The sequence below is a fragment of the uncultured Helicobacter sp. genome (genome assembly GCF_937906905.1).
Lineage (GTDB): Bacteria > Campylobacterota > Campylobacteria > Campylobacterales > Helicobacteraceae > Helicobacter_B.
On sequence record NZ_CALERY010000034.1, the window covers coordinates 27,208 to 45,455 of the forward strand.

An 18,248-nucleotide genomic window follows, 5' to 3' on the forward strand; every position below is an offset into this window, starting at 1 on the left:
TTGCGCTACTACTCATCAAAAGACAAAGCCAATTGCATTTGAAGCGCTGGGCTATTTTTTGTCCAGCACCTCAAATGCAGGGAGGACCTTGCCCTCTAAAAGCTCAAGACTTGCTCCTCCACCTGTGGAGATGAAGCTCATATTGTCCCGCTCGCCTGCGCGCTCGATCGCATCGGCTGTATCTCCCCCGCCAATCAAGCTAAAGGCGTAGGTGTCTGCGATAGTATGGGCGAGGTTAAATGTCCCCCTTGAAAATTGCGAGATCTCATAGATCCCTAGCGGTCCGTTCCAAATGATTGTCTGTGAGGCTTGGATCACTTCGCTAAAGAGCTTAGTCGTGGCAGGTCCCATATCTACTGCCATATAGCCGCTTGGGACATCTTGGGCGGGGGTGATTTTGATATTAGTATGTGTAGCAATATCATCGGTGCTGACAACATCGACAGGCAGATAGATTTTCACGCCCTTTTGCGCGGCTTTTTGCAAGATATTGCGCGCTTCATCGATAAGCTCGGTTTCGACAAGCGACTTTGCCATATCAAAGCCAAGTGATGCTAAGAATGTATTGCTCATAGCCCCGCCGATGATGATTTTATCTACCACATCAAGGATATTTGAGAGTAGCTCGAGCTTGGAGCTTACCTTGCTCCCACCTACGATGAGTAGCACGGGCTTTAGCGGATTTGCCAATGCTTTGGCAAAGGAGTCGATCTCCTTTTTGAGCAAGAGTCCTGCGACTTTTTGCTCCACAAATTCTGCGATCCCATAGGTGCTGGCGTGCGCGCGGTGGCTTGTGCCAAAGGCGTCATTGACAAAGACATCACACAAGGAAGCTAGCTTTTTGCTTAGGGTCTCGTCGTTTTTTTCTTCTTCTTTATAGAATCGTATATTTTCTAGCAGGATAATGCTTCCCTTAGGCGCGCTCTCTTGGAGATCTTTGACCGCTTCAATAGAATCTGCAAATAGCACGCTTGTCTCCAAAAGTCGCTCAAGACGCTTGATGATGTGCTTTAGCGAGAGCTCTGGCTGCACGCCTTTGGGGCGTCCTAGGTGGCTGACAAGCACGATGGATTTTGGCTCATTGTCGATGCAGTAGTTGATCGTAGGCAGGGCTTCTCTAATCCTTGTATCATCGCTAATATCACAATCCTCGTCCATTGGGACATTAAAATCCACGCGGATTAGGATATGTTTATCGCGTAAATTTATATCTCGTATGGTTTTTACCTGCTGCATAAATGTAATACCAGCGACCTGCTTCATAACTACTCCTTCAAGTGGTCTATAATCCTTGAATCATAGCATAAAAGGCTTTATAATCCCTTGATACCAGCGCATGCAGACACAGGGGCGAGCGGAGATTGGCGGTAAATCGAGTGAGCTAGATTCTGGTGGGTGTGAAAATGGTGTCAAAAGGCGGTGTAATTGGTGCAAGGGCTTGGTGGGTGGTGTTAGCTGGATTTGCGTAGGAGTAGCGCGCATTCTTTGTGGCTGGTGTGAGGGAACTGATCAAAAAGCGCGAAATGCTCAATGACATGGCTTTGGCACAATATGCGCAAGTCGGCTTCTAGACTTGTTGGGTTGCATGAGATGTAGATAATGTAGGGGAAGCTTGCTAGGAAGTCAAGCATGGCTTCATCGCCTATACCGCTTCTTGGCGGATCGACAAGCACATGCGAGAATCTAAATTGCTCAAGCTCCACCCCACGCAAGCGGAAAAACTCCCGCTGCCTGCGCAATGCACTTATGGTCTCTGCTCCGCTAAGGCGTGCGGAAGTGATGTTTGTGATATTGTTGCGGTGGGCGTTGTGTGCGATGAGTGCATGTGCGGATTTGACGACTTCGGTTACTAGCACTTTGTCAAAGCACTCTGCCAAAGCGATGGAGAAATTACCATCTCCACCATACATCTCAAGCAGATCTTCGCGCGTATGGGCGTGGATTTTGCGCTTGACAAAGGAGAGCATGCAGGGATTCATATAGGCATTTGGCTGGCAGAATCGCCCCTCCTGGCGCAAGTAGGTGTAGGGTTTATCAAGCATAAGCACATCGCAAATCATATCCCTGGTATCAAGTGTGGATTCTCCTTGGTTTGGGGGCTTGCGCATAGCTGCGCCGGAGTCCATAGAATCTAGGGTGCTAGATTCTGGCACGCTAGATTCTAGGAAGTGAGATTTGGCGGAGGTGGATTCTGGCGGGGTTGAAGAGAAAATGTGCTTTTGATTTTTGCTTCTGGCGATGAGGGTTAGGGCTTGGATTGTGGCGTGTGGCTGGTGCGGGGGATTTGCTAGTGGGGGAGGGCAATTTGTGTGGAGGGCTTCGCGCAGGGTTTCAAGCAGGTTGTTTGTAGCGTGGCAGAAGCTAGAATCCAAGGGTTTATGATAGATAAGTGTGATGATGACATCGCTGTGCTGTGCGTGATCATGCGCGATTGTATAGAGCGTGGTAGTAGAATCTAGTGCTGTTTTCTTTATGGATTGTGGCGGGGTTGCGGATTTTACCGCAGAGTCTAGCGTGCCAAATCGAGAGCCTAGCACCTCTATGGCATAGATCTTGTGGGAGAGAAGTGGGCTAGATTCTAGCAGGGGCATGAGCTTTTCTAAGGTGCGTTGGAGGGCTGGGAGGAGAATTGGGCAATTTGAGAGTTTGACCCGAGAGTTATGTCCTCGAGCGCTCATAGAGAGTGAGAGCTTGGGTGCAGAATCTGGCTTGTAGTCTTTATAAACGCGGAACTCTCCCCTGGCACGATAGCCAGAATCTGGCGAAGCATATATGCTAAGGTGAGGGAGAGTGTAGGCGCGTAGCAGGGTGCGAAGTGCGGTGGCTTTTGTGGTGAGCGCACTTTTGCTATGTGGGCTGGCGTCTGTGCTTTGAGCAGGATCACACCCGCCACATATCCCTCTAACCTCGCATTTCATACTTGCTCCTTTGTGTGGCTACTTCTTGCAGTATTTTTCAAGCCTAACTTCACATCAGCTCCTATCTCTTGTAACGCTACACAGGTGGGAGGATATAGATTGGCTCACAGGGTAGGCAGAAGCTGGATTTTGGCAGGACTGCCGGCGGGGTGAAAGGCGGGCTGTGTGGTGGGTTTTCACATAGCACACATTCGATATTTGCAGTGATTAGGGCGAGATTTTGCTCTGGGCTTTTGGTGGGGCTAGGCGCTATGTTTTCGCGCATTATGAAGTGTTTTTTCCCAAAGGCGTAGATGTAGTGCTCTGGCAGGAGAGCGAAGCTGTGTGTGGCGTATAGCGGGATAGACTCTACAATCGCCCAGCTATGCAAAAAAGTATGTGTGAGTTTCAGTGCGCTAAGATTGCCCGGACCGCTAGCATAGTAAATGCCGCTCACGCGCATGCTTGATTCTCGCAGGCGCTGATACATGAGTGGCAGGGCAGTTGAGGGCTTCTCATCAATGCTAAAGGACTCTAGCAGCCTATCATCATCATAAATCGCGTAATGCAAGGGAGAGCTGATACATACAACTAGAAGATTGCAAGCGTGCATTTAGCTAATCGCCACTGCTTTTTCAAACTCCGCGACTTTCTCACTTTCCCTAGCAGTTATGACCTCATACGCGCCTTCTTCGTGCAGAAGCTTTTGGGTGAGCAGGGAGTTTAGCTTATGACTGCCGGCAAAGGAGATATAGCTCCCAAGCAGCGGAATCCCCAAAATCGCCATATCGCCAATGGCATCTAGAATCTTATGCCGCACAAACTCCTCTGGATAGCGCAAGCCCTCTTTATTCATAATGCCTGCTTCATCAAGCACGATACAATTATTAAGATTCCCGCCCTTTGCTAGCCCGATAGAGCGCAAGTAATTGACTTCTTGCAGGAAGCCAAATGTCCTAGCTTTGGCAATTTCATCGATATAGGCAGGCTTAGAAAAAGTAAAGGTGTATTGCTGCTCTTTGATAGCAGGGTGTGCAAAATCGATAGAAAAGTCAAAAATCGTCTTGTGGCTTGGCTCTAGGCGCACAAACTTTTCACCATCGCGCACTTCTATGGGCTTTTTTATCTCTATAAGCTTGCGCGGCTCATCAAACTCCACAATGCCCGCTTCATCAAGCAGCAGACAATGCGCTATGGAGCTGCCGTCCATTATGGGGACTTCTTCGTTGTTTATGCTGATTTTTAGATTATCAATCCCATAGGCATAAATCGCCGACATCAAATGCTCTATTGTAGAGACTTTTGCCAAGCCTTTGCCGATGACCGTTGCCATAGTGGTATCAATAATGGATTCTGGCACAAGCGGGATACTCACGCCCAAATCACTGCGGTAAAACACAATCCCACTATTTGCCTCTAAAGGCTCTAAAACAAGCGTAACAGGCACGCCCTTATGCAAGCCTATGCCCGTTAGCTCGACTCTTTTTTTAATCGTCCTTTGCTTCATAGAATCCCCCTACACAATTTTCCTATATAATCTCTTGGACCGCTATTGTATCGCTATTTTTGATAATGATTTTTAAATGATTGCTGGCATTGATTTTAGCGACAATAGGCTCTGGCAAGATAGCATCGCAAAAGATAATATGCCCAGAAGTGAGATTGCGCAAGATAAAAAACTCCCCTTCTACGCGCAGCACCCCAGCACAATCCCCAAAGACAACAAGACTATGCTTGGCATAAATATATGCTCCGTGCGCTATATCGCCTAAAATCACAGCATTATCTTCTAGCGTGATCTCCTCTCCACTGCGCACCTTATGGATAAGTGTGCAAGCTTGCTTACTTGGCTGCGGAAGTGGCTGCGGGGCTTGCTTCTCCTGCTTGCCTAGTATAGAATCTAGGGCTTGTGTAGATTCTAGCTTGGGCTTATTAGGTAGAGTGCCAATAGTGTATAAAAGCCCAAAAGAGCGGCACAACTCCTGCAAGTCCGTATCGATAGGTGTGGGAAAGTGCAGGAGAAAGCTTCGCAGTAAAATGGCATTTTTCTCAATAAAGCTGCGCCATTCCGTGCTATCTCCACTCTCAAAGCTTAGAATTTGTGCGCGATGTTGTCGTGTTTTCATCTACTTAGCTTCTGCATTGATGAGTGATTTGGCTTGTGCCAAAATATCGGTGATATTGTGCTTAATCCACCGAGAATCCAGCCACTCGACATTGCGGACATTGAGCCCTTGCACAAGCATACCAAAATGCAAGTGATCGCCAAATGCCCAGCCACTTTGTCCTGTAAGCCCAGCCACATCGCCAGCAAGCACTTCTTGCTCATTGCCTACAAAAAATTCTTGCAAATGCGCATATAAACTTGCTACGCCAAATCCGTGGCTAACCATAATCGTATTGCCATACACGCCTAGCTTTTGCTCTAAAATCACACGCCCATCATTGGCGATGATAATTTTGTCGTTTTTCACGCTTGCGACATCAAGCCCTAGGTGGATAGACTGACTTGTTTTGCCCTGCGCATTGATATAGGTGCGCTTATCGCCAAATCGCCCCACCACGCTATAACCCTTTAGCGGGATAAATGGACTCCACTCAACAGGGAAGCTTGTGTTTTGCGCATCGCTCAAGCAGGCTTGGTGCGCACTTTGTGCGATAATCTCCTCATCTTTTAAACGCACTTGCTCATTGATATACACAAACTTTTCAAAATCATCATCTAGCTCATCAAGCTTAGGCTCATAGCGGATCGCCTTTACCTCACTAATTAAGCTATCCATTTTCTCGCGCAAAAAATGCTCGTGCAATTTAAGCGTGGAGGCTTGATAGCGCGGGGAAGTGTCTTTGATAAATGGAATAGTAATGCGTCTGGTATTTAGCGCGGTGTCAGAAACTTGGATTCTGCCACTGAAGTTTGTGTTGCCCAAGGGCCAGGCTAAAATCACAGCATAATAGCCCTCACGCACAAAAGGGAATGGGATAAAAGTGTTTTTGCCATTGGTGATTTGGATATCTTTGATATCTACACTATCGATTTTAAAGACCACTAGCGCGCTACCGCCGTAGCTGATTTTGGGCGAGTGGGCAAGGATTGTGATGGTAGGCTGCTTGGCGTTAATGATAAAATCTAGCTGCTTTAGCAAAGTCGCACCGCTGAAAAAATTCGCATTGCTCCAATCTGTAATAGCTACTTCATAGCGTAGCTTTGTGTTATCAGGCAGATCGATCTCTGGGCGCGGTAGCCATATTTTAAGCTTCTCTGGGCGGTTGGTAACGACTTCTTCTTGCTCTAGCACGACAAGCCCATCGCCTGTGGTGGCTTTGATCTTGTAGGATTTGATCTTGCTTTGACTTTGGACTTCGATTGAGATTCTGCGATCTGGATTCCAGGCGGATTTGTCGCTTATGGCGATTTGCTCGGTGGGGCTTAGGTGCAAGTATGCTTGGGCGGTAATGGGTGTGCTGGTAAATAAATCTAGCGTGTAGAGAAAAAATCCAAAAAGCCCTAACGCCACTACCACCAAAAACCGCAGCAAGTTCGATCCGCCCATCGCGCAACTCTCCCAAGATTCTGTAATGATTTGTTTTGTGGGGTTTAGAAGCGCGTATTATACACAACTTCTGCGAGTTTGCGCGATTTTGTTATAATGCGCGCTTCACAAATGTGGCGATTTAAGGAGTGTGTATGCAGTTGGATTCTAGGATTTTTGTCGCGGGGCATAGAGGGCTTGTGGGCAGTGCAATCACAGCGGAGCTACAAAATCTGGGATTTGCCAATCTCATCACGCGCACGCATGCAGAGCTAGATTTAGGCGATATGGGTGCAGTGGAGAAATTTTTCGCTAAAGAGCGTCCAGAGTATGTGATCCTAGCTGCGGCAAAAGTCGGCGGAATCTACGCCAACAACACCTATCGAGCAGATTTTCTCTACGAAAATCTCGCTATCCAAAACGCTGTGATATACAATGCCTACAAACATGGTGTGAAAAAGCTGCTTTTCCTAGGAAGCTCATGTATCTACCCTAAGCTTGCCTCCCAGCCAATCGTAGAATCTGCCCTGCTCACTAGCGAGCTAGAATACACTAACGAGCCTTATGCAATCGCTAAAATCGCTGGCATGAAGCTTTGCGAGAGCTTCGCGCTGCAGTATGGCTGCAACTTCATCAGTGTCATGCCTACTAATCTCTATGGCGAGCAGGATAATTTCAATCTTGAAAACTCTCATGTTTTCCCCGCACTGCTGCGCAAAATGCATCTAGCCAAGCTCTTAAAGTGCGGCGATATAGATGGGATCGCGCGTGATATGCGTCGCTATGATACTAGCCAAGAGCTTGATACAGAATCTATCATGGGGTTTTTGGCTAAACATGGGATAAGCGCAAAGAGCGTGCGTGTGTGGGGGAGCGGGAATGTGCGGCGTGAGTTTTTGCACGCTGCGGATATGGCTCGAGCATGTGTGCATGTGCTGCGAAATATCGACTTTTGCGAGCTAGCAGATATGGTGCAACCTGCACTAGCAGGCGGGGATTCTAATGGGTGTGCGGATTATGGTGCGCAAGATCCAAGCGCTAAAGAAGCCAGAAAAATACGCAATACGCATATCAATATCGGCTATGGTAGCGATGTGAGTATCCGCGAGCTAGCCGAGCATATCCGTGAGATTGTTGGGTTTGACGGGGAGCTGGAGTTTGATGTCAGTAAGCCTGATGGCACGCCACGCAAGCTCATGGACTCTAGCAAGATTATAGCGCTTGGCTGGAAGCCTAGTATCGATCTAGAATCTGGTATCAAGCGAGTATATGAGCATTATTGTCGTTTGTAGGAGTCTAGATTCTAGGGCGATTCTAGGGAAGCTTGCTAGGGCAGCACAACTGCGCCAAGCAGGATAAAGGGGAGATATTCTTTCTCATAGAGATGATAGACATTTTGCTTAGGCGTGTTAATACTAGGGCGTAAGTCAAGGGCGGAGCATAGCACACCTTGTGGGCTTGCACCCATTTGCTTTGCGACATTTTGTATCATCTCTGCCACTTCGTAGGGAATAGAATCTAGCTCTTGCATATCCGGGGCTTGCTCTTTAGCACAATAGACATTGATAGAAAAAAGCGCGAGTTTAAAGTCATCATAATCCGCGAGTTTTCCTGCTTGCTGTAACTGCCCTATATCGCGCACTTGTGTAATGGCTTTTTTAATGCGCTTTATGCATCTGCTGCTAAACTCCCACCTTGCTTTCCTTGTATTTTTGCCGACATTAAGCCATAAATGCTTAGATTCTATCCATATATCAAACCTATTATCCTCTATCGCACACCAGAAGTCAATCGTGCGCCTGTGCTTTTCACCCTCTTGCCCCAAGCTTACACCCCTGCAATCTACCCCATACTCGCTTATCACATAAGGCGTGAGGCGGGAGAGTGCCATAGCGATAGCTGCAGAGTTGCTACGCTCATTATATACGATAGGAAAGTCTCCTATTTGCTCACACTCACATAGGTTAAGGTTTATATCAAAAATATGCCGACAAAGCTTGTTGTAAAAGTCCTTTAGCTTCCTGCCGCCTTTAGCCCCACTCCCTGTATTTGCTCCCGCACTTACGCTATCGCTTTTGTAGAGAGAGTCTTCTAAGTAGCATTCATACCATCTCGCATTTTTCTCGCTAAATCGCTTGTCTATGTCGTAGTCATACATTGTTATTTTCCTTTTCTAGTTTTTGAGCTTTTATCTCACTAATACTATCAACAATCACGCCTATGACCATATTTAGCACGATAAAACTCACAATGATCATATAGCTTATAAAATATATCCACGCATAAGGATATATTCGCATAATAGGTCGTGCTATCGCTCCGCTCCAACTCTCCCCTGTCATCACTTGAAAAAGTGTGAAAAAGCTCTTGCCCAAATCACCAAAATACTCTGGCGCAGCTGTGGCAAAAAGCTGTGTGCCAAGCACCGCATAGATATAATACACAAGCAAGAGCAAAACACCTATGGATACAACACTGGGGATACTCCTTGTGATAACTGCGATGACAAACCGAAGCTGTGGCACAGATGAAGAGAGTCGCGCGGCTCTAAGCACCCTAAACAATCGTAGGATAGCAATATTGCCTATGATTGTCGTCGGTAAGACAGATAAAACCACTATACATAAATCAAAGAGATTCCATTTTGAGAGAAAAAACTCTTTGCGTAGCACAAGGATTTTCACACACATTTCAATGCAAAAAAACAATAAACACATTCTATCAATAGCGATAAGAATAGAATTGTTTTTCAAAAATGAAAATGTCAATGCTCCCAAAACTATAGAATCTAAAATGATAACACCAAGCACTAAGCCTTGAAACAGCCTAGAATGAATAAAAGTATTCATAATGCTAAAGTCTATTTTGAAGCTTATGTGGCTTTTTCCATTTGGCTTTAAAGTCTTTATCTACAAAAAATACTTTTAAATCGGCTTTGAAATCCTTATCTACCCAAGCAATAGTAGTTGTTGCGTTAAAATCTTTTTCTACAAAATACCACAAACCATCGTGCTTTGCTTTAAAGTCTTTATCTACCTCATACACAAGCAAATCTGCCTTAAAATCCTTATCTACCTTGAAACATTTTACTTCTGCTCTATTTTCCGCTACTACACAGATTTTTGCCATAACAGCTCCTTTTCAATGAAATTTTGAGCTAGCATTGTATGAAACTGCTTTATTGATAAACGATAATTTATATATATAAAACCTATAATTTACTGACTAAAATCTACATCTTTGATAAACCAACAAAGAGTAGAAGAAAGTAGAATGAAAGTTATTGATCGCATAAATGAGATTCTAAAGCGAAAAAATCTAAGCAAAAAAGAGCTTGCCAATCGCCTTATAGACTTAGGCTTGCGTGCAAATAAAACAGGTGAGACGCCCACAATCTCTAGCATTTATGCCTATCTTAATGGCAATATCGAGCTAAAGGCAGATATGATTCCATTTATCGCTGATGCGTTGGGCGTGTATGAGCAGGAGCTTTTCTCCCAAAGCTCACCGCACAAAATGCTTCAAAGATTCTGCTTACAAGACCCAAATCTCGCTAAATATAGCCACATTGTAGAACTCCTAGAATACATCAGCCCAAAGTCCCTAGAAACGCTTGAAAAGACACTTATCAATCACAAAGCAAAAACCATAGAGCTAAATCACATTATAGAAAAGATATGAATATCTAGCACAGAATCCATATCGTATGTATTTTTGCAGTTTCGTGTGTTATTTTATGATGTATAAAAGCAAGATAGCTTGCGAGAGAATACAATCAAAATCAAGTAGCAAAAAGAATAGCGAAGTGGCGGAGCGGACGGGGCTCGAACCCGCGACCCCCTGCGTGACAGGCAGGTATTCTAACCAGCTGAACTACCGCTCCAAAGGAGATATGTAGAATCTGCAAAAGCAAATATAAATGGTGGTCGCTACAAGGCTCGAACTTGTGACATCCACCTTGTAAGGGTGGCGCTCTACCAACTGAGCTAAGCGACCGAAAAAACGCAAGAACAAAAAGAAGAGAAAAAGTGGTGACCCCTAGGGGATTTGAACCCCTGTAGCCACCGTGAAAGGGTGGTATCCTAACCACTAGATGAAGGGGCCACTACTTAATCAATGGTGACCCGCGTTGGATTCGAACCAACGGCCCATTCCTTAAAAGGGAATTGCTCTACCAGCTGAGCTAGCGGGTCAAAAATAAAAGCGAGATTGTAAGATTTTTGCCGCGCTTTGTCAAGGGTTGGAGCCAGATTCAAGATATTTTATAAGGATTTCTATGGCTTTGGTGCTGGCTTGAAGCTGGATATATTCGCGTGTGCTAAGTCGATATGATAGCGTGCCATCTCCGCTAACCATACTAGAATCCAAAAGCTCTTGCTGCTTTAGAAGCCCAGCTTCTGTCTTAGCTTCCTTAGTGGTTTTTACTTTGTCGTGGAAAAAGTGCCGCTCGATAAGCGGCAGCTTACCGCGTGCCTGCACTCCTAGAAACACGCACCCTACGGGCTTTTGCTCACTTCCACCGCTTGGACCTGCTACTCCAGAGCTCGCTAGCGCCACATCTGCGCCAAATCTCTCCAGCGTGCCAGAGAGCATTTGTGATACAACAGGCTCGCTCACTGCGCCAAAATCCTCTAGCACATCGGGCTTTACACCCAACATCTCGCGCTTTATGTCATTGGCATAACTAACCACTCCGCCGACAAATACGCTAGAAGCGCCATTTATTCTAGTGAAGCGATAGCTTAGTAGTCCGCCTGTGCAGCTCTCCGCAGTTGCGAGTTTAAGCCCTAGATTTTCTAGTCGAGCCAGTGCTATAGCTTCCAGAGTGTGCCCAAACCCTATATTAGTGCCAAAAAACCCACATGCCCAGCGCTCAAATCGCTCTAGCTCGGCATGCTCGCCCCAAATTTGCGCACATGCCCCTCTATCCTCCCACACTAGCCCAAATCGAGCAATCATCTCCGCACATAAAATTCGAGCAGAATCCATATCCATATTAAGAAAGAACGCTAATTTTTGTGATAGTTGTTGTTGCACCTTTGCTCCTTTAAAGATACGAGATTTGGTAGTGGGGTTGGCACATTCAGCTTTTGTGCCAGATTCTAGCCAAATCGCTTGAAAAAACAGCTTTTAAAGTATCTTTTAACTTAATCCCATATAATAATCCCTTACCCCACAAAGGAGCAACACATGCAAAACAAAAAAGACGCCAAGCCTACGAAAAAGGCTATCACAATCCGCCCAGAATCCGATAAAACCCGCACAAAAGATATTTACAAGAAAAATGGACGGCTTAAAGATGAGTTCTATTTAAAAGAGATTGAAAAACTCCAAGTCGAGCTGCTCAAACTCCAAAACTGGGTCAAAAAGACTAATCAAAAGATTGTCATTATCTTAGAGGGGCGAGATGCTGCTGGTAAAGGTGGGACAATCAAGGCTCTCACAGAGCATTTGAATCAGCGTGGATTCCGCATAGTTGCGCTTCCTAAGCCAACAGAAATCGAGAAAACACAATGGTATTTCACTCGCTACATCAGCACGCTGCCAAGTGGGGGTGAGATTGTGTTTTTTGATCGTAGCTGGTATAACCGCGCAGGTGTAGAGCGCGTCATGGGGTTTTGCACGCAAGAGGAGTATCGGCAATTTATCTACCAAGTAAGCAATCTCGAGCAAATGCTTATTAGCAGTGGCACGATGATTTTTAAATATTTCCTTGATGTGGGGCAAGAGGAGCAAAAACGCAGAATCAAGCGCCGAAAAACTGACCCGCTACGCATGTGGAAGCTAAGCCCAATCGATTCCAAGTCGCTTGATCTCTGGGACGAATACACAGCGGTATTTGAGAAAATGTTTTCACGCACGCATACACCCTATGCGCCATGGATTATCGTGGATTCCAATGATAAAAAGGCAGCACGCCTTAATATCGCACGCGATCTACTTAGCAAAATCGACTACGATGGCAAAGATCCGGCTTCTGTGTGCTTGCTTGCGAATCCAGCTATTCTCCACCCCTACTCACAATCTCCAAAAGTTTAGATTCTAGTCACAGGACACGCCTTTAGATTCTAGGGCAAACTTAGAGTCTAAAGTCTGGGCAATGGCTGCTGTCGGGATTTGCATTGATTCTGGGCTTGCTGGATTTGCTTAAATCATACTGCCCCGATTGGCTAAAAACATCTTGGTCTTTGATTTGGTCATTAAGAGCTTGCTGTCTCTAGGTGTTCTACCCCCAAAATTTTGGCACTGACGAGATACTCGCCATCACAGAGTTCAATCTCATCATGCTTGCGCAGCTTGCTAAGCTGGGTTTTGCGCCCGTTTTGTAGTATCTCTGCCCCAGATTCTAGCTTCAAGCGACTTGGAGCAAATGCTTGTAGTCCTTTGTGTAGCAGCTCAAGCTCCTGCTCCCTCTCGCGCAGGAGTGGAAGCGCTCTGTATCGTGCATTTATCGCCTCTAGCGCTGCGCTTTTATGGCGCAGCTCGTGATAAAGCGCAGAATCCAATAGCGTGCGAAGCTGTAGAATCTGCTCCCCTGCGTGTGTAAGTTTGCTTTCATGGCTTATGTGTTTATAGAGCTCGGCGATTTGTGTGCAGAGACTTTGCGCGTAAGAAAGTGTGTGCTGCATGTTTTGGGCATATTGGGCAGAAATTTCATCAAGGCGCAAGAGCCACTCCTGCCTATCTGGCAAAATCATCTCCATACAAGCCGATGGTGTAGGTGCGCGCAAATCGGCGACAAAATCGCTGATGACAAAATCTATCTCATGCCCCACAGCAGAGACAATGGGCGTGCGTGCGTTAAAAATCGCTTGCGCGACAATTTCTTCATTAAACCCCCATAAATCCTCCATGCTGCCCCCACCTCTGCCTATGACGATAATATCAAAGGCGTCCTTTGTGCCAAAAAAGCTATCAGCATAGGCGATGTTGCGAGCGATTTGTGCGCCTGCTTGCGTGCCTTGTGTGAGTGTGTCAAAAGCGACAAGCTTAGTGAGACTCCAGCGTGCGGCAGCGACTTTTTTCATATCTTGCAAAGCTGCACCAGAGAGCGAGGTGAGTAGGGCGATTTTGCGAGGAAACGGCGGGAGTGGCTTTTTGCGCTCTTTAGCAAAAAATCCTTTGGATTCTAGAGAGGCTTTAAGCTGCTCGTAACGCTCTGCCAGCGAGCCCATACCTCCTTCTTGCAGGCTTTTGCAGATGACTTGATACTCTCCACGAGCGCTATACACGCTTAACGCACCACGCACAAGGATATGCATGCCATTGCTTGGCATGCAATGAAGCGAGCGTGCATTGCCTCTAAACATCACGCAGCGAATCGAGCTTGTAGAATCTTTTACACTAAAGTAGAGATGACCACTTGCTTGGTGGTGGGTAAAGTTGCTCACCTCACCTTCAAAGCATACCTCCAGGAATGTAGCCTCAAGTAGTGATTTTATTTGCGCATTAAGCGCGCTGACACTTAGGGGCTGAAGATTATTCATTGTTTGTCTTCTTGATTGATGTGTTAGAAGCTTCTTGTAACAATACGCAAGACATCATTATATACTCCAAGCACCATAAGTCCTAGCAAGAGTGTCCAGCCAAGCAGTGTGAGGGCGTAGAGCACACGATCGCTCATGGGTTTTCGCATGAGCGCCTCATAGCAGACAAAGAGGATTTGTCCGCCATCAAGGGCTGGGATTGGCAGAAGATTTATTACGGCTAGATTGACAGAAATGAGCGCTATAAGCATAGCAAATGCCGAGAATCCACTAGGTGCGACTTCTGCCATGACATCAACAATCCCTACTACACCACCGACTTGATCAAGCGGTATCACGCCAAGAATAAGCTTTTTTAGACTTTCAAATATCAGCAATGAGGAGCGTAGTAACTCCTTATAGGCAAATTTCACTGCGCGTGTGAAATTAAGCCGCATCTCTCCCACAGCTCCTTGCGCGCTAATGCCAATCATAGGCTGGCGTATCATCTCGCCAAAAAGATTTTGGTGGCTACTAGATTCTGGGCGTAGGATAAGTGTGAGTTTGGTTGTCTTATCACCTGTGATGCGCATAATCGCAAATGCAAGTGGAGCAAAAAGCTCGCCAGATCCTGGGCTAGAATCTAGCTGGGGTGTTTGTGAGATAATATCGCTCAAATCCTGCCACGAGAGAATTTCTATCAATGAAGCAGGCTCTCCTGGTGAAGCAAAATCCAGCACGCCTAGGCTAGAATCCCCAGAATCTATAACGCGAGCTCCCACAATATGATCGCCCGGTAAGATTCCAGCGCGCTGGGCTGGACTGTCTTCTTGCACTGAGCCCACGACTGGCAGCAGAACCTTGATCCCAGCACTAGCTACTGCAATGTAGAGCAGAAATGCCAGCAAGAGATTAAATACCACACCAGCACTTAAGATAATGATTTTTGCCCAAGGACTTTTACTGCTGTAACTATCATCTGCGATGTCGCGTTTGAGTGGGTCGAGATCGTCTTGCCCTTTTAGCTTGACATAGCCGCCAAGGGGGATTAGCGAGAGGGCATATTGCGTGCCACCAATGGTTTTGTGTAAAATTTTTTTCCCAAAGCCAATGCTAAAAACCTCCACTTTCACGCCCATAATCCGGGCTGCGCAAAAATGCCCTAACTCGTGGAAAAATATTAAGAAGCAAAGAGCTAAAAACGCGCTAAAAAGTCCCATTATTTCATACTTCTGTAATATCGCACACTATAATCAACGCCAGAGTAGAATGTCATAAATGTCGCAATCCATAGTAGCACCTCGCCTCCAGGGAAAAAGTCCGCGAGCAAAAATGCAATAGCCGCAATTTGAAAGCCTGTTTTGTATTTGCCAAGATAGCCTGCAGCCACAGACCTTCCAGAGCTGGCTACTACTACGCGCAAACCTGTGATGAAAAACTCGCGACTTAGGATAATAAACACTGCCCATGCATTGGCACGCTCTAGAATCAAAAGCCCGATAAATGCGCTAAGGATTAGCATTTTATCTGCTAGAGGGTCAAACACTTCGCCAAATATGGATTCTACTCCATAATTTCGCGCAATATAGCCATCGAAAAAATCTGTCAAAGACGCAAGACAGAAAATCAAGCAAGCAAAGTAATTAACCCAGCTTACATGCACCCAAGTAGGCAGGACAAGATCGCTATGCAGGAGAAAAAACAGCAAAAGCACCGCAAGCGCGATGCGAGTAATTGTAAGAATATTTGGGAGTTTTTTTATCATTGTCTAGCTTGTGTTGTTTTGATGATATTGGGCGTAGGCTCACTTGAGACAAGCTCTTGCGCTTTTGTGTCTCTTGACTTCTTGTTGGCTAGGCTACTCTGGCTACTTTTTGGCTGCTAGATTCTGGGCTGGACTCGCCTGCTCTATGCTTGTGTGGCTATTTTTCGACAAGATTGCTAAAGCTGATGTCGCTTGTAAGCTCTGCTGCCATTTGCATGAGTGATTGAGTTTCCCTTTTCAAATCATTGATGACATCTTGATTGATAAATCCCGAAAGCTTGCGTAGCTTTTTGTATGTGCATTGCGTGACATAGGGGCGCAATGCTTTAAGCTGGTTTTCATCGATATTTGGTAGCGATTGAAAAATTTTTCTCAATATTCTATCAGGGACTGCGTGCTTTGCCATGTGTGATCCTTTACTTAGCCTCTTGCGCTTATGCTGTGAGGCTCCACATCTAAAGTCTCAATCCTTCAAGAAATCTCTTATTTTAGTGTGGAGCCCCTGGCGCTGCTATTATTGTAGTGAAATAAACTGAAAGTATAGCAAAAATCGCCCTTAATTCTTAGGCTTTTTGTGGCTTTTTGCTTTTTGTGGGCAAAATTTGGCGCGATTAAGTGGTATAATGCAGGCATTATTGTATATCTTTAAAGGACTGGAATGCGCTGGGTTAAGTATGTTTTGATTTGTCTGTTTAGTGTGCTGATTTTTGCATGTGGTGGGATTTTTGTGTTTTTTATGCCAGAAATCAGGGCGCTTTTGCGCACAGAGAGTCTAAACACCACATATACACTAGATCTCTCTGCCACCATGCAAATCCCTTATGAGCGCTACATAAGCGCAATAAGCTTCGAGCCATATAAAAAGGTAGAATCCGATCCCAGTAACGCAGAATCTATGCTTACCCCAGTGCTTGCTAAAATCACCGATCGCATTGGTAAAGAGCGTGGCACAGAGGGCAATCTCTGCCAGATTAAAGCCACCCCCAAGCTTCATAAGCGCACAGAATCCGCTCTTGCCATAGAGAGCGATATTAGCTGCATAATATATAGCCAGAATCTGCCTGCATATAAAGCTATGCTAAAAGAAATTGACTATCTCGCGCTTAAGAGTGGATTGCTTAAGATCAAAATCTCCGCGCCTACTCCCACAATCACCCAGGAGCAGATAAAGCAAGCCACGCTCGCGTTGCGCGGGGAGATTTTGGGCGAGATAGATTCTAGCGTAGCATTTTATGCAGAGAAAACACAAAAATCCTGCCGCCTAGTCTCGAGCCATGAAATGCCGCAGTTTTTAGCTTCAAATCGTAGGGCTAGTGGGGGATTTACCACGCCAGAGGATATTAGCCTACCGCTGGATCAGAGTGAGCCTATTAGCCTTAGAGCTCGCGTAAATATCGCATGCGAGTAGTCAGGGCAAGAAATGACTAGAATCTAAAGTAAGGAATCAAGTGTAAGCCTATGCGATTTAATGAAGAGTTAGCCAGTATTGCCACATACCAGGCGGGTAAGCCTATTGAAGAAGTTGTGCGAAACTTCGAGCTACGCGAGCAGGACATCATAAAGCTTGCGAGCAATGAAAATCCTTATGGCACTTCTGCGCGCGTGGTGCAGGCGATTAAAGACAATGCGCACAAAGCTCATCTCTATCCAGATGATTCTATGCGTGCGCTTATTGAGCGGCTTTGCGCGCATTACCACATTAAAGATACAGAGTGTATTATTGGTGCAGGGAGCGACCAGATCATTGAGCTGTGTATGCATGCCAAAACACATAAGGGAAGCAAGATTCTCATCGCTGGTGTTACATTTGCTATGTATGAGATTTATGCCAAGCATATTGGCGTAGAGGTTATCAAAACACCTAGCCAAACACACGATCTTGCCCAGTTCTATGAGCTTTTTATCCAGCATCGTCCTGATGTGGTGTTTCTCTGTGTGCCAAACAACCCTCTGGGCGAGTGTCTAGGGCGCGATGAAGTGTATGAATTTATCGATCGCATAGGGCATGAGAGCGATGGCGAGACGCTTGTGGTGCTTGATGGTGCATATCAGGAATTTGCCGCATATAAAGATTCGAGCAAGCGTATTTGCCCGCATGATCTTATTTCGCGCTTTTCGCATGTGATTTATTTGGGGACATTTTCTAAGGCATATGGGCTTGGTGGTATGCGTGTGGGCTATGGGATCGCGCAAGCTTCTATCATTCAAGCCCTTTATAAGCTTCGCGCACCTTTCAATATCACCACGCTTAGCCTTGTGGCAGCGTGTGAGGTGTTTGATGATATGGAGTTTGTGGAGCGCACGATTGAGAGCAATTTTGTCCAAATGCGCAGATATGAAGAGTTTGCAGAATCTAGGGGGATTAGCTATATCCCATCTTATACCAATTTCATCACCTTTGTTTTGTCAAATCCTTATAATTCTTCTGTGATTTGCGATACACTTTTGCGAGAGGGGATTATCATTCGCAATCTTGCTTCTTATGGTATCAATGCCTTTCGCATAACCATTGGCACACAGGAGCAAAATAATCGCGTGCTATGCGCACTTGGCGAGATATTCTCGAGCTAGCATGAATGGCAGTAAG

The 18,248-nt window shown here is 45.8% G+C and carries 19 protein-coding genes and 4 tRNA genes; 5 read left to right on the forward strand and 18 right to left on the reverse strand.

What is annotated here, in order from left to right:
• Positions 1-51: 51 nt before the first annotated feature.
• The 6 genes from Q0171_RS08075 to Q0171_RS08100 form a co-directional block, all read right to left on the reverse strand.
• Positions 52-1,263: a phosphoglycerate kinase gene (locus Q0171_RS08075; protein WP_299328789.1), complete on the reverse strand. Its 1,212-nt coding sequence runs from the start codon at positions 1,261-1,263 to the stop codon at positions 52-54.
• 188 nt (positions 1,264-1,451) lie between these two features.
• Positions 1,452-2,918: a hypothetical protein gene (locus Q0171_RS08080; RefSeq protein ID WP_299328792.1), complete on the reverse strand. Its 1,467-nt coding sequence runs from the start codon at positions 2,916-2,918 to the stop codon at positions 1,452-1,454.
• A 76-nt stretch (positions 2,919-2,994) separates the two neighbouring features.
• On the reverse strand, positions 2,995-3,510 hold the full coding sequence (locus Q0171_RS08085) for a hypothetical protein (RefSeq protein WP_299328795.1): 516 nt from the start codon (positions 3,508-3,510) through the stop codon (positions 2,995-2,997).
• Complete coding sequence (lpxC, locus tag Q0171_RS08090; protein ID WP_299328797.1) at positions 3,511-4,404, reverse strand: UDP-3-O-acyl-N-acetylglucosamine deacetylase; 894 nt, start codon at positions 4,402-4,404, stop codon at positions 3,511-3,513.
• A gap of 22 nt (positions 4,405-4,426) precedes the next feature.
• A complete protein-coding gene (locus Q0171_RS08095; protein WP_299328800.1) occupies positions 4,427-5,023 on the reverse strand; it encodes a septum site-determining protein MinC in 597 nt (198 codons plus the stop codon).
• Positions 5,024-6,451, reverse strand: a complete 1,428-nt coding sequence (locus Q0171_RS08100) for a M23 family metallopeptidase (protein WP_299328803.1) — start codon at positions 6,449-6,451, stop codon at positions 5,024-5,026.
• 134 nt (positions 6,452-6,585) lie between these two features.
• Here Q0171_RS08100 and Q0171_RS08105 point away from each other — a divergent pair, with 134 nt between their 5' ends.
• Positions 6,586-7,722, forward strand: coding sequence for a GDP-L-fucose synthase (locus Q0171_RS08105; protein WP_299328806.1), 1,137 nt, complete (start codon positions 6,586-6,588; stop codon positions 7,720-7,722).
• Positions 7,723-7,757: 35 nt separating this feature from the next.
• On the opposite strand, the gene Q0171_RS08110 is transcribed toward Q0171_RS08105, so the two are convergent.
• From Q0171_RS08110 to Q0171_RS08120, 3 genes are read right to left on the reverse strand one after another with little or no spacing between them, the layout of a single operon-like run.
• Positions 7,758-8,588, reverse strand: coding sequence for a hypothetical protein (locus Q0171_RS08110; protein WP_299328809.1), 831 nt, complete (start codon positions 8,586-8,588; stop codon positions 7,758-7,760).
• On the reverse strand, positions 8,581-9,279 hold the full coding sequence (locus tag Q0171_RS08115; RefSeq protein WP_299328811.1) for an ion transporter: 699 nt from the start codon (positions 9,277-9,279) through the stop codon (positions 8,581-8,583). Before Q0171_RS08115 ends, Q0171_RS08110 begins: the two co-directional genes overlap by 8 nt.
• A 4-nt stretch (positions 9,280-9,283) precedes the next feature.
• A complete protein-coding gene (locus tag Q0171_RS08120) occupies positions 9,284-9,559 on the reverse strand; it encodes a DUF6150 family protein (protein ID WP_299328813.1) in 276 nt (91 codons plus the stop codon).
• A gap of 144 nt (positions 9,560-9,703) precedes the next feature.
• Here Q0171_RS08120 and Q0171_RS08125 point away from each other — a divergent pair, with 144 nt between their 5' ends.
• Positions 9,704-10,111: a helix-turn-helix transcriptional regulator gene (locus Q0171_RS08125; RefSeq protein ID WP_299328815.1), complete on the forward strand. Its 408-nt coding sequence runs from the start codon at positions 9,704-9,706 to the stop codon at positions 10,109-10,111.
• Between the two features lie 125 nt (positions 10,112-10,236).
• Here Q0171_RS08125 and Q0171_RS08130 read toward each other — a convergent pair.
• The 5 genes from Q0171_RS08130 to Q0171_RS08150 all read right to left on the reverse strand — a co-directional run bounded on the left by Q0171_RS08130 (position 10,237) and on the right by Q0171_RS08150 (position 11,467).
• Positions 10,237-10,313 (reverse strand) — tRNA-Asp (locus Q0171_RS08130).
• Between the two features lie 37 nt (positions 10,314-10,350).
• Positions 10,351-10,426: transfer RNA gene (locus Q0171_RS08135), tRNA-Val, on the reverse strand.
• 33 nt (positions 10,427-10,459) lie between these two features.
• Positions 10,460-10,534 (reverse strand) — tRNA-Glu (locus tag Q0171_RS08140).
• Positions 10,535-10,547: 13 nt separating this feature from the next.
• Positions 10,548-10,623, reverse strand: a tRNA-Lys gene (locus tag Q0171_RS08145).
• 40 nt (positions 10,624-10,663) lie between these two features.
• Positions 10,664-11,467, reverse strand: coding sequence for a CinA family protein (locus tag Q0171_RS08150; RefSeq protein ID WP_299328818.1), 804 nt, complete (start codon positions 11,465-11,467; stop codon positions 10,664-10,666).
• Positions 11,468-11,620: 153 nt separating this feature from the next.
• Between Q0171_RS08150 and ppk2 the strand changes: the two genes are divergently transcribed.
• On the forward strand, positions 11,621-12,469 hold the full coding sequence (gene ppk2, locus Q0171_RS08155; RefSeq protein ID WP_299328820.1) for a polyphosphate kinase 2: 849 nt from the start codon (positions 11,621-11,623) through the stop codon (positions 12,467-12,469).
• 161 nt (positions 12,470-12,630) lie between these two features.
• Here ppk2 and xseA read toward each other — a convergent pair whose 3' ends face one another.
• The 4 genes from xseA to Q0171_RS08175 form a co-directional block, all read right to left on the reverse strand.
• Positions 12,631-13,917 (reverse strand): exodeoxyribonuclease VII large subunit, encoded by a 1,287-nt coding sequence (xseA, locus tag Q0171_RS08160; protein WP_299328823.1) that lies wholly within the window; start codon positions 13,915-13,917, stop codon positions 12,631-12,633.
• Between the two features lie 23 nt (positions 13,918-13,940).
• Entirely contained in the window at positions 13,941-15,116 is a 1,176-nt protein-coding gene (rseP, locus tag Q0171_RS08165; RefSeq protein ID WP_299328824.1) for an RIP metalloprotease RseP, read from the reverse strand.
• Positions 15,116-15,658 (reverse strand): CDP-diacylglycerol--glycerol-3-phosphate 3-phosphatidyltransferase, encoded by a 543-nt coding sequence (gene pgsA / locus Q0171_RS08170; protein WP_299328938.1) that lies wholly within the window; start codon positions 15,656-15,658, stop codon positions 15,116-15,118. Before pgsA ends, rseP begins: the two co-directional genes overlap by 1 nt.
• A 160-nt stretch (positions 15,659-15,818) precedes the next feature.
• Entirely contained in the window at positions 15,819-16,067 is a 249-nt protein-coding gene (locus tag Q0171_RS08175) for a hypothetical protein (RefSeq protein ID WP_299328827.1), read from the reverse strand.
• A gap of 252 nt (positions 16,068-16,319) precedes the next feature.
• Here Q0171_RS08175 and Q0171_RS08180 point away from each other — a divergent pair, with 252 nt between their 5' ends.
• The gene (locus tag Q0171_RS08180) at positions 16,320-17,069 is read left to right on the forward strand and encodes a hypothetical protein (RefSeq protein WP_299328830.1); all 750 of its coding nucleotides are present in this window, start codon (positions 16,320-16,322) and stop codon (positions 17,067-17,069) included.
• A 50-nt stretch (positions 17,070-17,119) separates the two neighbouring features.
• Positions 17,120-18,232 (forward strand): histidinol-phosphate transaminase, encoded by a 1,113-nt coding sequence (gene hisC, locus Q0171_RS08185; RefSeq protein WP_299328833.1) that lies wholly within the window; start codon positions 17,120-17,122, stop codon positions 18,230-18,232.
• Positions 18,233-18,248 lie beyond the last annotated feature (16 nt).

Coding starts and splice junctions, on each gene's coding strand:
- Q0171_RS08075 (WP_299328789.1), bottom strand. CDS start 1,263: ATGAAGCAGGTCGCTGGTATTACATTTATGCAGCAGGTAAAAACCATA.
- Q0171_RS08080 (WP_299328792.1), bottom strand. CDS start 2,918: ATGAAATGCGAGGTTAGAGGGATATGTGGCGGGTGTGATCCTGCTCAA.
- Q0171_RS08085 (WP_299328795.1), bottom strand. CDS start 3,510: ATGCACGCTTGCAATCTTCTAGTTGTATGTATCAGCTCTCCCTTGCAT.
- lpxC (WP_299328797.1), bottom strand. CDS start 4,404: ATGAAGCAAAGGACGATTAAAAAAAGAGTCGAGCTAACGGGCATAGGC.
- Q0171_RS08095 (WP_299328800.1), bottom strand. CDS start 5,023: ATGAAAACACGACAACATCGCGCACAAATTCTAAGCTTTGAGAGTGGA.
- Q0171_RS08100 (WP_299328803.1), bottom strand. CDS start 6,451: ATGGGCGGATCGAACTTGCTGCGGTTTTTGGTGGTAGTGGCGTTAGGG.
- Q0171_RS08105 (WP_299328806.1), top strand. CDS start 6,586: ATGCAGTTGGATTCTAGGATTTTTGTCGCGGGGCATAGAGGGCTTGTG.
- Q0171_RS08110 (WP_299328809.1), bottom strand. CDS start 8,588: ATGTATGACTACGACATAGACAAGCGATTTAGCGAGAAAAATGCGAGA.
- Q0171_RS08115 (WP_299328811.1), bottom strand. CDS start 9,279: ATGAATACTTTTATTCATTCTAGGCTGTTTCAAGGCTTAGTGCTTGGT.
- Q0171_RS08120 (WP_299328813.1), bottom strand. CDS start 9,559: ATGGCAAAAATCTGTGTAGTAGCGGAAAATAGAGCAGAAGTAAAATGT.
- Q0171_RS08125 (WP_299328815.1), top strand. CDS start 9,704: ATGAAAGTTATTGATCGCATAAATGAGATTCTAAAGCGAAAAAATCTA.
- ppk2 (WP_299328820.1), top strand. CDS start 11,621: ATGCAAAACAAAAAAGACGCCAAGCCTACGAAAAAGGCTATCACAATC.
- xseA (WP_299328823.1), bottom strand. CDS start 13,917: ATGAATAATCTTCAGCCCCTAAGTGTCAGCGCGCTTAATGCGCAAATA.
- rseP (WP_299328824.1), bottom strand. CDS start 15,116: ATGGGACTTTTTAGCGCGTTTTTAGCTCTTTGCTTCTTAATATTTTTC.
- Q0171_RS08175 (WP_299328827.1), bottom strand. CDS start 16,067: ATGGCAAAGCACGCAGTCCCTGATAGAATATTGAGAAAAATTTTTCAA.
- Q0171_RS08180 (WP_299328830.1), top strand. CDS start 16,320: ATGCGCTGGGTTAAGTATGTTTTGATTTGTCTGTTTAGTGTGCTGATT.
- hisC (WP_299328833.1), top strand. CDS start 17,120: ATGCGATTTAATGAAGAGTTAGCCAGTATTGCCACATACCAGGCGGGT.